This is a genomic window from Endozoicomonas ascidiicola, from assembly GCF_001646945.1.
GTDB classification, from domain to species: domain Bacteria; phylum Pseudomonadota; class Gammaproteobacteria; order Pseudomonadales; family Endozoicomonadaceae; genus Endozoicomonas; species Endozoicomonas ascidiicola.
The window spans coordinates 171,729-184,874 of record NZ_LUTV01000006.1 but is presented as its reverse complement, the minus strand read 5'-3'; the positions used below and the strand labels follow the sequence as shown (position 1 = coordinate 184,874).

At 47.2% G+C, this 13,146-nt stretch carries 13 protein-coding genes; 8 read left to right on the top strand and 5 right to left on the bottom strand.

What is annotated here, in order from left to right; translation table 11 throughout:
• Positions 1 to 391 precede the first annotated feature (391 nt).
• Positions 392 to 898, bottom strand: a complete 507-nt coding sequence (locus AKL11_RS17790) for an OmpA family protein (RefSeq protein ID WP_216636816.1) — start codon at positions 896 to 898, stop codon at positions 392 to 394.
• 357 nt (positions 899 to 1,255) lie between these two features.
• Here AKL11_RS17790 and AKL11_RS24725 point away from each other — a divergent pair, with 357 nt between their 5' ends.
• A complete protein-coding gene (locus tag AKL11_RS24725) occupies positions 1,256 to 1,519 on the top strand; it encodes a GntT/GntP/DsdX family permease (protein WP_095210490.1) in 264 nt (87 codons plus the stop codon).
• Positions 1,520 to 1,535: 16 nt separating this feature from the next.
• Positions 1,536 to 2,582 carry a GntP family permease gene (locus AKL11_RS17785; RefSeq protein WP_157673643.1) on the top strand — a complete coding sequence of 349 codons (1,047 nt, stop codon included), beginning with the start codon at positions 1,536 to 1,538 and terminating at the stop codon, positions 2,580 to 2,582.
• A 77-nt stretch (positions 2,583 to 2,659) separates the two neighbouring features.
• On the opposite strand, the gene ald is transcribed toward AKL11_RS17785, so the two are convergent.
• Positions 2,660 to 3,781, bottom strand: coding sequence for an alanine dehydrogenase (gene ald, locus AKL11_RS17780; protein WP_067520549.1), 1,122 nt, complete (start codon positions 3,779 to 3,781; stop codon positions 2,660 to 2,662).
• A gap of 305 nt (positions 3,782 to 4,086) precedes the next feature.
• Here ald and AKL11_RS17775 point away from each other — a divergent pair, with 305 nt between their 5' ends.
• Entirely contained in the window at positions 4,087 to 5,445 is a 1,359-nt protein-coding gene (locus tag AKL11_RS17775) for a glutamine synthetase family protein (RefSeq protein WP_067520013.1), read from the top strand.
• Between the two features lie 82 nt (positions 5,446 to 5,527).
• Here the strand turns inward: AKL11_RS17775 and AKL11_RS17770 are convergent, their stop codons facing one another.
• Positions 5,528 to 6,877: a hypothetical protein gene (locus AKL11_RS17770; protein WP_067520011.1), complete on the bottom strand. Its 1,350-nt coding sequence runs from the start codon at positions 6,875 to 6,877 to the stop codon at positions 5,528 to 5,530.
• A 476-nt stretch (positions 6,878 to 7,353) separates the two neighbouring features.
• Here AKL11_RS17770 and thrS point away from each other — a divergent pair, with 476 nt between their 5' ends.
• From thrS to AKL11_RS17745, 5 genes are all read left to right on the top strand, one after another.
• Entirely contained in the window at positions 7,354 to 9,276 is a 1,923-nt protein-coding gene (gene thrS, locus AKL11_RS17765) for a threonine--tRNA ligase (protein WP_067520008.1), read from the top strand.
• A 57-nt stretch (positions 9,277 to 9,333) separates the two neighbouring features.
• Positions 9,334 to 9,924, top strand: a complete 591-nt coding sequence (gene infC, locus AKL11_RS17760; protein WP_095210488.1) for a translation initiation factor IF-3 — start codon at positions 9,334 to 9,336, stop codon at positions 9,922 to 9,924.
• A 277-nt stretch (positions 9,925 to 10,201) separates the two neighbouring features.
• The gene (gene rpmI, locus AKL11_RS17755; protein WP_067520004.1) at positions 10,202 to 10,393 is read left to right on the top strand and encodes a 50S ribosomal protein L35; all 192 of its coding nucleotides are present in this window, start codon (positions 10,202 to 10,204) and stop codon (positions 10,391 to 10,393) included.
• A 42-nt stretch (positions 10,394 to 10,435) separates the two neighbouring features.
• A complete protein-coding gene (gene rplT / locus AKL11_RS17750) occupies positions 10,436 to 10,792 on the top strand; it encodes a 50S ribosomal protein L20 (RefSeq protein WP_067520002.1) in 357 nt (118 codons plus the stop codon).
• 370 nt (positions 10,793 to 11,162) lie between these two features.
• On the top strand, positions 11,163 to 11,858 hold the full coding sequence (locus tag AKL11_RS17745; RefSeq protein WP_067520000.1) for a hypothetical protein: 696 nt from the start codon (positions 11,163 to 11,165) through the stop codon (positions 11,856 to 11,858).
• On the opposite strand, the gene AKL11_RS17740 is transcribed toward AKL11_RS17745, so the two are convergent.
• Together AKL11_RS17740 and AKL11_RS17735 are read right to left on the bottom strand one after the other, a co-directional pair.
• Entirely contained in the window at positions 11,831 to 12,196 is a 366-nt protein-coding gene (locus AKL11_RS17740) for a hypothetical protein (protein ID WP_067519998.1), read from the bottom strand. The genes AKL11_RS17745 and AKL11_RS17740 overlap by 28 nt on opposite strands.
• A 143-nt stretch (positions 12,197 to 12,339) precedes the next feature.
• Positions 12,340 to 12,747 carry a hypothetical protein gene (locus AKL11_RS17735; RefSeq protein WP_157673642.1) on the bottom strand — a complete coding sequence of 136 codons (408 nt, stop codon included), beginning with the start codon at positions 12,745 to 12,747 and terminating at the stop codon, positions 12,340 to 12,342.
• Positions 12,748 to 13,146 lie beyond the last annotated feature (399 nt).

Below are 13,146 nucleotides of genomic sequence, written 5' to 3'. Positions count from 1 at the left end.
ACTTCGCGTATAGCCAGGAAGCTTTTGGCACACAATATGGGTTCATATCTGAATATCAGTGCAGGGAAAGCACCGATTCAGTTTGAAAGCCTGATTGCTGCTGCTTAAAAATCAGTGAAACTCCACTTTGGTACAGCTTTTAAAGTTTTAGTTGGACTTACTTCCATGCAAAGTTAAAAATCTGCAAGTCGAACATCGCGTATAATGTGGCTGAAGCTATGGTAAAAGGCCGTATTCATCGGGTAATGGTCACGGAAAATGGCAGCCTGAAAGGTTTGATCAGTGCTTTGGATCTGTTGAAAGTGATGACGCTCTAAATTCAACGAAGCCAGTAATAAAAATAAAAAAGGTACCATTTCTGGTACCTTTTTTGTGTCAAACCCATCAACGATTAACGATGGATAATCATTTCAACCCGACGGTTTTTCATGCGGGTCTTTTCCTTTTTGTTGCTGAAAGCAGGCTTGCGATAACCAATACCTTTGGTTTGGATACGGCTGGCTGAAATGCCTCGGGTCATCAGGTAATTTTTAACGGCGCTGGCACGATTTTCAGAAAGCACCTGGTTCACCTGATCGGGTCCGATATTACAGGTATGTCCGATCAGCTCGACGCGCTTATTCTTACCCAGGCGGGCAGCAACAGCGTCCAGTATCATCCGATCATTTACGTCCAGATGAGTGGAGCCAAAGCCGAAGTGGATAGCCGTTGGTGTTTGGTCAGCAATAGCGCAGTGGATGCCTGCAACCATGGCGCCAGCAACCGCGGCGGCACCACCGGCTCCCAGACTGTGCAGGGCGGCAGGTACACCAAGGGTCATGCCGCCTTCAAAGGCACATTGGGACCAGCTTTTCTTATGGGGGGAGTCTTCAGCGACCATTTGGCTGCTGGTTTTCATGACGCTACAGCCGGTTAGAATGAACGCTGCAGTAAAAAGTGCGGTTAATTTCAGTTGCCTTAGCATGGTACATCTCCATCCATGGTTCGATTGGTTTTTTATAGATCCCCATTGCCGGGAATTTCTACTGAGTATAGATACGAGATTTTTTAAACGTCGTTAGAGATTATTAAAAATAAGATCACGGCTGAGGAAAGTCTGTTTTTTGACAGGGTTACAGGGCTTCTTAGCTAATTTACAGCAGGGAATAGGGCTCAGGGCGGTGCAATAGTGCCGAGATAACGTCAACATAAAACCGGCACACTGAAAAAGAGAGTCTATGATCAGGGGTTTATTATAAATAATCGTGGTGTATAAATGCTGATAACCATCAGTGGCTTTATCATTTCTGTCGCGCTTTTGATTTTCTTGACTGTGAAACTTCGGTGGCCCTCATTTCTGGCCTTACTGACGTCAAGCTATTGTGCAGGGCTCATTTTTGGCTTGTCGCCAGAAGTGTTGATGTCACTGGTGATGGAGGGATTTGGTGCCACCCTGCGTGATATCGGCCTGACTGTTGCCTTAGGCGCCTTACTGGGTTTTATACTGGAATATTCTGGCGCCACCCATCAGTATTGCTAATGGAGTTGTCCGGCTATTGGGTGGGCGGTTTCCAGCGCTTGCCCTTGCTATTACTGGCTATATTGTCTCAATCCCTATCTATTGTGATTCTGGTTTTATCATTCTCAATTCGATTCGCAAACACCTGGTGAAAACCCACAAAGCCTCTCCGGTGTTTCTCAGTACTGTCCTGGGGACGGCGCTTTATGCCACCCACACACTGGTTCCTCCTACGCCGGGTCCGTTGGCTGCTGCTGCGAACTTGCAGATCAGTGATCATTTACCGTTAGTTATGCTCTCCGGTATGGCTGTTTCGGTAGTGGCTGTGGTTGTAGGCTTCTTATGGGGGCTTTACTCGCAGCGTTACGAGGTTAAAGAGGGGCAGTTTGAGCGTAAAGTCTTTCCGGATCAGCCTGAAAAACAGCGCCAGGTTGGGTTCTTCGTGTCTTTTCTGCCGGTTCTGGCGCCCATTCTATTAATTACCGTTTCTGGTCTGGTCGGAAAAGGAGAAGATGGCATTTGGCAATGGCTGGTCTTTTTTGGGCAGCCTGCTAATGCCTTATTGGTTGGCTTGGCCTGTTGCTGGCCACTGATTAGCAAGTCGCCAAGAGATGGGCTGGAAGTCTATATGACTAAAGGCCTAGAGGCGGGTGGGAAAATAGCTTTGATAGTAGGATGTGGCGGCGCGTTTGGGTTGGTTCTCAGAGCCAGCGATTTCTCCCAACTGCTGACCAGTAATGAGTTATTGGTGGGGTTTGGTTTGTTTTTACCTTTCTTAATGGGTGCCATTATTAAAACGTCTGAAGGTATGGCAACCGTTGCGCTGATCACTTCATCGGCTTTGATTGAACCATTATTGCCATTATTGGGGTTGGATTCAGTAACCGGAAGGATGCTTGCGTTACTGGCTTGTGGCGGTGGATCAATGACAGTTGCCCACGTGAACGACAGCTTCTTCTGGGTGATCGCGGAGTTTTCGGGGATGGATACGATGACGGCTTTAAAATCTATAACGATAGCGACATTCTTACAGGGGATTTCAGTGTTGATAACCGTTCAGATATTGGGCTGGTGGTTACTTTAGAGTAGGAAATACAGTAGGGGAATAAAACAGGGGTAAATAGATCTGACGGCCTTCATTGAAGGCCATCAATGCAGAGATTAAATCTCTTTTACCATTTCTGCGGCAGGCTTATATGCCAGGTTTTGAGCTTCAGCAACGGATTCGCAGGTGACGATGCCTTTGCAGACATTCAGGCCTTCCAGCAAGTGAGGGTTGTCTTCCAGTGCCTTGCGAGCACCTTTATTAGCAATTTGCAGAACATAAGGGAGGGTAGCGTTGTTCAGTGCCAGTGTAGAGGTTCTGGCAACAGCGCCCGGCATGTTGGCAACACAATAGTGAACCACATCATCAACAATGTAGGTTGGTTCAGCATGAGTGGTGGCCTTGGCCGTTTCAGCGCAACCACCCTGATCGATGGCAACATCCACAATCACAGAGCCTGGCTTCATTTTTTCTACCAGCGCTTTGGTGATCAGCTTCGGAGCAGCGGCACCTGGCAGCAGAACACCACCGATGACCAGGTCAGCAGACAGAACATGTTGCTCGATGGAAAGCGCTGTGGAGTATACCGTGCGAACACGGTTGCCGTACTGGGCATCCAGTTTGCGCAGGGCGTCCACCGATCGATCCAGTACAACCACGTTGGCGCCCATGCCAACAGCCATGGCAGTGGCATTTTGACCGACGACACCAGCGCCAATAATCACTACTTTGGCTGGTTCTACACCAGGAACGCCACCCAGTAACATACCGCGGCCTTCCATGGATTTTTCAAGACAGCGAGCGCCGGCTTGAATCGACATACGACCGGCTACTTCAGACATTGGTGCCAGTAAAGGAAGACGGCCGTGGGCATCGGTTACGGTTTCGTAAGCGATGCATGTGGCACCAGAGTTGATCAGGTCATTGGTCTGTGGAACATCTGGAGCAAGGTGTAGATAGGTGAACAGGGTATGATGAGGCTTTAATCGGGCACGTTCCACGGCCTGAGGCTCTTTCACTTTGACAATAAGCTCTGCGGCTTCAAAGATGGCATCGGCAGTCCCAAGGATGGTTGCGCCTGCAGCTTCGTAATCTTCGTTGAAGAAACCAACACCGACACCGGCCTGATCTTCAACGCACACTTGGTGTCCATTATTCACCAGCTCAGCAACCGCTGCTGGAGTGAGGCCTACACGGTATTCGTGATTTTTTATTTCCTTGGGTACGCCAATCCGCATATTCAACTCCGTGATCTTATTTGCATGGGGTTTATTAATATTTAACATGAAATCTCATAGATTTATGTCTTGAAAATACATAAATATTAGTTTAATTCGCTGGCAGGTGTTGCTTGAGCGGTCTTTTTAGCTTTTCGCTGGTGTTATCGATAATGTGACCGTTTCAGCGTCATTTTTTCTGGAAGCGTGTTTAAAATATTGAACGCTTCGGGTTCTTTGGGCAGTATGAGATCTGAAAGTATACGAATAATAATAATTGGGAAGGCCTTGGAGGCTGGGATTCCAGAACATGAAAGGATTGTTGTATGCCTAAGTTTACCGAAGAGCTGGCTGATTATCTTGAACGGTATCCTCAGACAGAATACATAGACACACTATTGCCCGATATTAATGGCTTTGTTCGAGGTAAGCGCCTTCCTGCCTCTTCTTTTAAGAAAATAGAAAATGGCTGCTACCTCCCTTGCTCTGTATTTTCTCTGGATATCACCGGTGTGACGATAGAAGAAGCAGGGTTGGGTATGACCATTGGGGAGCCTGATAACCTTTGCCTTCCTTTATTGGGCACACTGGCACCCTCCGCAACGGATCCTGAGAAAATTGCCCAGGTGTTTTTAACCATGGTGAATGAAGAAGGCAGTGATTTTCCCTATGAACCCAGAAACGTTTTAAAACCCATTGTTGAGCGATTTAACGGGTTGGGCTTGAATCCGGTGGTTGCGTTGGAGCTGGAATTTTATCTGGTGGATCCTGAGCGCAATAAAGAAGGTACCCTGCAACCACCAATAGGCTGTGTTAGTGGTGTTCGTGAAACCATGGGACAGGTGTATTCTGTTGATGGCCTAGGCGACTTTGCCGGCTTCCTTAATGATGTGAATCAGCTGGCTAAATCACAGGGCGTACCAGCGGACTCCGCAGTTGCCGAAGCGGCACCGGGGCAATTTGAAATTAATTTGAAGCATGGGGATGATCCTCTGGCGGCCTGCGATCATGCCATTATGCTTAAACGTCTCATCCGCGAAGTAGCTGCTCGTTACAACTATGAAGCCACGTTTATGGCGAAGCCCTACGAAGAACACCCGGGTAATGGGCTGCACATACACGTCAGCCTTCAGGATGATGTTGGTGAGAATGTGTTTGCCAATAGCGATGGAGAGGACAGCGTTCTGTTACGACAGGCCATTGCCGGTTCCATTGAGTTAATGCCAGAAACCGTGGCTTTGTTATGCCCTAATGTGAATTCTTACCGGCGGCTGGTGCCCGATATGTACGTTCCGCTTCAGGCTTGCTGGGGACATAACAACCGAACGGTTTCTTTACGGATTCCGGTCAGTGGTCGTGAAGATCGTCGAATTGAACATCGGGTAGCGGGAGCGGATGCCAATCCTTATCTGACACTGGCGTCAGTGTTAGCTGGTATGCTGTATGGTATCGAGAATGAATTGGTGCCACCGGCAGAAGCATTACCAGGGGCTGATAATGATATGCCATTGTTACCTCACAGGCCTGCGGATGCTTTGTCTCGTTTGGCCGGCAATCAGTTGCTTAAACATTACATTCCTCAGTCATATATTGATCTTTACACTGTCTGCAAAAGGGCAGAACTGCAGCAGTTTGAAAGCCATATAACCGCTCTTGAAACATCGTTGCTGTTGAAAACGGCTTAATGAAGGCGTCTGGTTTTTATCTCAATGTCAGGGTTACTGAATTGCGCCCGGAATGTTCCGGGCGCAATGTTGCAGAGCCGCTTTAGAGAGCAGCTGCAGCCAGCTCGTACTCTTCCGCTATCTGTTTCAGGCAGATTTCAAATTCTTCGTTAATACGGTTGATCATGTTGTTTTTCATGTGAGCAACAAGAGAGTTGATGACGTTGATATGGACGGTTCGCTCTTTATCGAGCATGCCTTTGAATAAGGCCTGCACTTTATACATATGATCATTGAGTTCTTCATTCATCTCGATGGAAGAGTTTGCACCACGAGGCTCTCCGATATTGATATGAACGCAGGTTGCGCAGTTTTTCACGTCAGAGGAGGTGATTCTCAGGTGTGATAATGCTTTGGTCGGTACATTGAGTTTATTTGCCACTGAATGCATAAATGACAGGATCGTATTGTAATCCTGCAGTATTTTTTTGTTAGCTGTTTCATCGTTAAGCCCATCGTAAATCAGCGAGGTTTTTGTATTGAGTGCTTCAGAAAGCGCTCTGGCGGTTGAGCCTGATTGATCAATCAAGCTGTGAGGCAGATAGGGTTCAAGGTCTTGCAGAAAAGCCTTGAATTGACGAAACATAGGGATAAGTTTTGCGGCAGGGTGAGCGGTTTGTTGCCCATCTGGTTTTTTGGACAGTTGCGTCTTCATATCGTTCATGAAGTCCGTATACAAAAGGAATAATAATTTGACGCTGGCCTCATAACTGTTTTCAGATAATTTGAGCGCAGTGTTGTCTGGCAGCTTAGCAAGATAAACGTCAATGGGAGAGTGGTACAGGTAGGTGGCCGATCTTGGCGATACGACCGGCGGCGCGATGGCTTTTCCGGTCAACAGGTTTTCATCAATGAACAGGCTAACCAACTGGCCATTGGGTAAGTCTAATGGCAGGTTCGTGATGGGCAGAATGGACAGTTTGTCCGATAAGATATAGTCCTCGGCCTCCGGGTGTGTATAGGCAGACAGGAAAAACATCAATTGCAGGTATATTTGAGCGCTGTCTTTTACTGATAAAGGCGCGCTGTCTTTACTGGGTTGTTTGATCAAGTGGATCAGACCTTCCGGTGATGTCAGTGAGTATTGACTCTGGGCGCTGAACACCGAATCGTAAAATGCAGTGAGTTCTGGGTTGTTGATTGCTTTGATGCTTTCTGTCAGTTTGCTTTCCAATGCTGTTAAGCGAAGCGCCAGCACTTCTTTTGCCGGTTCGGGAATATCTGAATCGATTTCTTCAGTGTAATCGCCAGATATGTACTCAAGGTTTGGCGTTCCATTGTGTTTATAGAACCCATGACCTGAGTTGGCGATCAATATTGTCGTCAATAGGAAAAGTGGTTTTGCGACAAGGCGAAAAGCAAGAGAATGTGTTTTGAACAGGTGCAGCAGCATAGCGATCCTCATTAAAGAAGAAACTATAAATAGGAGGGGTATTGCAAAGTGCAATGACAAGGCAACTTTGTTGTCAATGGGCTTCACACAACTGTGGCTTCGGTCTGAAAGGATGGTTATGGCACGCTCTCTTCCTAAGCACTTAATGAAAGTAGTGAAAGAACTGACGGCTTACAAATGGCGCACTGTGATTTGTGCTTTGTCATGACGTTTGCCGGTAGCCATGAAGCCTATGATCGTGTTGCTTCAAGCTTGACACTGAGGCGTTATAACGAGGATGATATCGTGCTTAATCTGTGATTTTCTCCCTCTGTTTATTGATATTTCCCGATTAGACGTTGAGAAAATTCATGCAATCCTTTGTATGGATTGCCACTGCTAACAGCCTTAGCCCTGCGTATGGGTTAATGGTTAAAGAACAAGCAGCCCCCGGTACGGGTTGCCACTGAAAAGTGAAACAATCTAAGGAATCTTTCATGCCCGTTATTACGCTTCCCGACGGCAGCAAGCGCGAGTTTGCTGATGCAGTATCTGTAATGGAAGTCGCCCAGGACATCGGTCCGGGTCTTGCCAAAGCCACGTTGGCTGGTCGAGTCAATGGTCAGCTGGTGGATGCCAGCGCCAAAATTGTTGAAGACTCAGAATTAGCGATCATCACCACCCGTGACGAAGAGGGTGTGGATGTGATCCGCCATTCCACGGCGCATTTGCTGGCCATGGCGACCCAGGATCTGTTTCCGGGTGCCCAGGTAACCATCGGGCCGGTGATCGAAAACGGTTTTTATTACGACTTCTCCTACGAGCGTCCTTTCAACATGGATGACCTCGCTAAAATCGAGAAGCGCATGGAAGAGATCGCCAAACAGGATCTCTCCATTGAACGTGCCGTCATGACTCGCGACGAAGCGATCAGCGCGTTTAAAGCCATGGGTGAAGAATACAAAGTTGAGATCATTAACGATCTGCCAGACAGTGAAGAAATCTCCGTTTACCGGCAGGGTGAGTGGATGGATCTTTGTCGCGGTCCTCACGTACCTTCAACAGGCAAACTGAAAGCATTCAAACTGATGCGGGTTGCCGGTGCTTACTGGCGTGGCGATTCCAACAATGAAATGCTGACCCGCGTATACGGTACTGCCTGGGAAGATAAAAAAGCCCTGAAGGCGTACTTGCATCGTTTGGAAGAAGCGGAAAAGCGTGATCACCGTAAGCTGGCCAAAAAGCTCGATCTGTTTCACATGCAGGAAGAAGCGCCAGGCATGGTGTTCTGGCACCCAAATGGCTGGGCGATCTATCAAGAGCTGGAACAGTACATGCGCACCAAGCAGCGCCTGGCCGGTTACGATGAGATCAAAACCCCTCAGCTGGTGGATCGCAGTCTGTGGGAAAAATCCGGTCACTGGGATAAATACGCCGACGGTATGTTTACCACCAGTTCCGAAAACAAAGACATGGCCATCAAGCCCATGAATTGTCCGTGTCACGTGCAGGTCTTTAATCAGGGTTTAAAGAGCTACCGTGATTTGCCTCTGCGACTGGCGGAATTTGGTTCCTGTCACCGTAACGAACCTTCCGGTTCTCTGCACGGTTTGATGCGTGTCCGTGGTTTTGTGCAGGACGATGCCCACATCTTCTGTACTGAAAATCAGATTCAACAGGAAGTATCTGAATTTATCGACTTCCTGCACAGCGTATACGATGACTTTGGTTTCGACCGTGAAAATATGTTGTACAAGCTCTCAACCCGACCGGAAAAGCGCGTAGGTTCTGATGAGGTATGGGATAAAGCCGAAAAGGCACTGGCAGATGCCCTTAATGCTGCAGAGCTTCCATGGGAAGAACTGCCCGGTGAAGGTGCATTCTACGGACCTAAAATCGAATTTTCCCTGAAAGACTGCATCGGTCGAGTATGGCAGTGTGGTACTATTCAGGTGGATTTCTCCATGCCGGGTCGACTCGGTGCGGAATATGTGGATGAAAGCGGTGAGCGCAAAACCCCGGTTATGTTGCATCGCGCTACTCTGGGTTCCTTCGAGCGCTTCATCGGTATTCTGATCGAACACTACGAAGGCGCTATGCCGGTTTGGCTCGCTCCGACTCAGGCTGTGATCCTCAATATCACCGACAGACAAGCAGATTACGCCATAAATATGGAAAAAATGTTGTCTGAAAAGGGTATTAGGGTAAAAGCGGACTTGAGAAACGAGAAGATCGGCTTTAAAATCCGCGAACACACCTTAATGAAGGTGCCTTATCTGCTGGTGATCGGCGATAAGGAAATGGAAAACAATACCGTTGCGGTTCGTACCCGTACCGGTGAAGATTTGGGCGTTATGTCCATTGACGAGTTTAAAGAGCGTCTTAACTCTGACGTTCTCAAGCGTGGTCGTACAGCCTGAACATTCGGCTTGCCAGCCTGCTTGAAAAATTGTCCCGACGGTTGATGAGTAAAATCGATGACGACCATCGGGGCGTACTATGTTGCTTACACAGGAGATACAACCATCAGACGCAACAGCTTCCGTGATCGCCGCCCGGTAAAGGCTCCGATTAATGAAAATATCCGTGCAAAAGAAGTCCGGCTTATCGCGGCAGACGGGGAACAGGTCGGAGTTGTAGACACAGTTGATGCTCTGGCCATGGCTCAGGAAGCGGGGCTGGATCTGGTTGAAATTAATGCGACCAGCGAGCCGCCGGTCTGCAAAATCCTGGATTTTGGTAAGCACACGTACGAGTCGAAAAAACAGAAGGCTGCGGCTAAGAAGAAGCAGACTGTCATCCAGGTGAAAGAAGTTAAATTTCGCCCGGGTACTGAAGAAGGAGATTACCAGGTAAAACTGCGCAACCTGGTACGTTTCCTGACTGAGGGCAACAAAGCGAAGGTCTCCCTTCGCTATCGTGGTCGTGAGATGGCTCACCAGGAACTGGGCATGGATCTGATGAAACGGGTTGAAAAAGACCTGGAAGAACTCGGAACCGTTGAACAGTTTCCAAAAATGGAAGGCCGTCAATTGATCATGGTTATTGCCCCCAAAAAGAAGAAGTAATTCGACGATAACCGGCTCCGGGAGCTCACGCTCTTAAGCCGGTTGTTTTTGCTTTGCTTCGCCTGCTGGGCTTTTATACCCAAAGAATTTCAAGTTTCTACGCGGCGGCAAGTGAGCGAATCCCCAAGAGCCTACAAATAGTAGGTGACTGGGGTGAGCGAATGCAGCCAACAAAGTAGCAACTTGAAAGGCGACGGGTATAGCTACAGTTGGGCTTATTTTTAACCTCCCGACACTGGTTTCGCACACTGGTGATCGCGAATGCGGAGTGTTTTTCATGCCAAAGATGAAAACCAAATCTGGAGCTGCCAAGCGTTTTAAGAAAACCGCTACCGGCTACAAGCGTAAAGGTGCCTTCAAGAGTCACATCCTGACCAAGATGACCACCAAGCGTAAGCGTCAACTGCGCGGTACCTCTCTGGTATCCCCAGCTGACCAGGGTCTCGTTAAGCGTATGCTGCGCGACTAACCCCAAAAACGCTTTTTGCTCATTTTTTTCGGAGATTAACTCATGGCACGTGTAAAACGTGGCGTCATTGCACGCCGTCGTCACAAAAAAGTTCTTAAGCAGGCTAAAGGTTATTACGGTGCGCGTTCACGTGTATTCCGCGTAGCCAAGCAGGCAGTGACCAAAGCTGGTCAGTATGCTTACCGCGACCGTCGTCAGCGTAAGCGTCAGTTCCGCGCTCTGTGGATTGCCCGTATCAACGCCGGTGCCCGTATGAATGGTCTGTCTTACAGCCGTTTCATTGCTGGTATGAAGAAAGCGGCTATCGAAATCGACCGTAAGGTACTGGCTGATCTGGCTGTACACGATAAGGCTGTTTTTGGTCAGCTGGTAGAAAAGGCGAAAGCGGCTCTGGCCTAATTCGATCTTTGCTACTTTCTGAAGAAGGGGATGCTATTTTTAGCATTCCCTTTTTTTATGTCCATCTATTAACCCGGATATTTCATAAACTGCCCCGAATCTCGCACAGGCATTTGTCGTACTAAGGGATTTTGCGATGGAGCGCCGTACCGGGGAGTACGGTCGACTGAGTAAAGCTCCCTTAGTGCGGCAAAGGGCAAGTGAGAACGGGAGCATGTTTATGAAATATCCGGGTTAAGACGGTTCGGCTTTCCTCCCTTTGCTATCAAGGGGTTTGGTCAGTATCACTGACTGCTATGTTAGAGATATCTTCTCCCCGTTGTTTTAGTATCCTTTCTTACTTAATACGTTAGTGCATGATGGGGAAATAATGTCATTCAGCATTGGCTTCAACCCACTTTCCTTTTTTAGTGGCTTTTCCGTTGTAGATAACGGTGCTCAAGGGGCTCGCTCTGGACGAATGGTGGGGAAAGGTGATATTAAAAACTTCTTTCGCCCAAAGGAACAGCTGACAGTTAATACCACTTCTCTGTATGAACGATGTGTGTATCCTCTAAATGCGATTAAAAAGCGTATTTTAAATTTTGCCGTGCTGGGCGCGACCGTCACTGGCATATTGGCGATGTCAGTACCTGCATTTCTGGGAGCCATTGTTGGTGGCGCAATTGGGGGGGCGGTTAAGCTGGCGAAAATGATGATGGGGCAAGACTCCAACGCCACTGATCTGGGTTTAGTGATTGGTGGCATGACCGGTGCATTTTTGGGAGCTGTTACCTCAGCTCCAATGGTGTTGTTTGCAGTGACTGCATTTTCAGTGTTGGGCCTGGTGACGTCGGCAGTCAAATTGCCAATGGATGTTTATTATGCCAGTACCCTCAGTGATGAAGGCCTTGATGATTACTTTAATGAGGAAATTGACGAAGTAGAGGCGTTACTGACGGAGCCAATTTGGGCTGAATATGAAGCGTTAAAGCAGGCCATCTCTGAATCTGAAGAAAGGGCAGGATGGTTTAAGGTTTTGGCAAAGCGGTACGGGGTTTATGACGAGCCTGACTCATTGTGGTGAACTCGTCTGTAAGCAACCATTGAAGGTACCATGCCTGGTATGTTTTGTTCTTCACCAGTGGGTATGGAATAAACGCGACTGTCATCATAGAGCACCCAAGGGTTTTGCCCCGGCTTGAGGGCTGGGTGATCTTCTCTGAGTTTTAAAGCCGTTCTATAGTGTCTGATAAAGGTGCCGTCAGAACTGCCTTCAGCAAAGAAAGATATTCCTACCTTCTCATATAGATAGCGTGTTTCTTTTTGGGTTTCAAAGCTTGTAAAAGGAATTTCGATGAAGGCTGAGGTATCCTTGGATATCTTTTCTCTGAAAGCGCCTCTTTGGTCAAGGTTATCATTCAAAACGGGCTCGATAAATATTATCTTTGGCGCAGTATCATTAATAATTAGATTCTTGAATCGATCATGGGTTAATAGCCAGCGCTGACTATCAATGTTTTTATAGTTGGTGCCGCCGGATGAAGTAAAGTTTGTGTACAGATCAACTAACTTTTGAAGGGATAACTCTTCATTGTTAGCAGAGTCTGGAATGGGGATGCGAAGAATAGAGAGTGGGTTATTGATCTCTTCGTCCTGAATAACCTGGGTGCAACCATTAAAACTGAATTTTTTTCATATATTGGAATAAATGAAAAGTTCATTTGTTGCGCTTCATTACGTAAAGTCAGAAGTAAATTGTTCAATAGCTCTGCACAATCTTGTTGTTGAAGATCTTTTGGTTCGAATACAGTTCTACGGCCGGTTTTATTATCGAATAAATCAATAAGATTACAGTAGTACTTTGCAGAGCCCTCTATGCATAATTGAATAAAATCTTCATACCATTTTTGTTCACTATTAACCTCATTTTCCTGTGTGAACATGTTTGCAACTTTGTGAAATTGTTTTTTCATTCCCGATTCTATCAACCCAAGCATTTTTTTCGATATGTGCGCTTGGTTCATTCTGGACAGTGGATATATCATCACTGACAACATCGGATGGTTCTTGTTTATCAAGAATCTGATCAACGCAGGTGTGAATAATCAGTAATAGGGTTGAGCAAGCTGACGAAGCATGTGCGATTTAAGTTCTTGAAGCCCCTCAGCCCTGGAATAAGCTTAAGGCTATCAGGTAAAGGTGTGTTTTTGCATGACTCGGCTGTCAGATTTTTGATATCAGTTTTTTCTTTTTTTCTAGGAGGCTGTCGGACTTGAAAGTAAAAACCGGAGATGGGCCGCAATAAAGTCAAAAATCACAGAATCCAGTCTGGAAGTGCTGTTTATGTCGTCAGTCTCTTTTGCCCAAATATC

Bases quoted from the DNA above. Each gene is read 5' to 3' on its own strand.
- AKL11_RS17790 (WP_216636816.1), bottom strand. From the start codon at position 898: ATGAAAACCAGCAGCCAAATGGTCGCTGAAGACTCCCCCCATAAGAAA.
- AKL11_RS24725 (WP_095210490.1), top strand. From the start codon at position 1,256: ATGCTGATAACCATCAGTGGCTTTATCATTTCTGTCGCGCTTTTGATT.
- ald (WP_067520549.1), bottom strand. From the start codon at position 3,781: ATGCGGATTGGCGTACCCAAGGAAATAAAAAATCACGAATACCGTGTA.
- AKL11_RS17775 (WP_067520013.1), top strand. From the start codon at position 4,087: ATGCCTAAGTTTACCGAAGAGCTGGCTGATTATCTTGAACGGTATCCT.
- AKL11_RS17770 (WP_067520011.1), bottom strand. From the start codon at position 6,877: ATGCTGCTGCACCTGTTCAAAACACATTCTCTTGCTTTTCGCCTTGTC.
- thrS (WP_067520008.1), top strand. From the start codon at position 7,354: ATGCCCGTTATTACGCTTCCCGACGGCAGCAAGCGCGAGTTTGCTGAT.
- infC (WP_095210488.1), top strand. From the start codon at position 9,334: ATGACGACCATCGGGGCGTACTATGTTGCTTACACAGGAGATACAACC.
- rpmI (WP_067520004.1), top strand. From the start codon at position 10,202: ATGCCAAAGATGAAAACCAAATCTGGAGCTGCCAAGCGTTTTAAGAAA.
- rplT (WP_067520002.1), top strand. From the start codon at position 10,436: ATGGCACGTGTAAAACGTGGCGTCATTGCACGCCGTCGTCACAAAAAA.
- AKL11_RS17745 (WP_067520000.1), top strand. From the start codon at position 11,163: ATGTCATTCAGCATTGGCTTCAACCCACTTTCCTTTTTTAGTGGCTTT.
- AKL11_RS17735 (WP_157673642.1), bottom strand. From the start codon at position 12,747: ATGAAAAAACAATTTCACAAAGTTGCAAACATGTTCACACAGGAAAAT.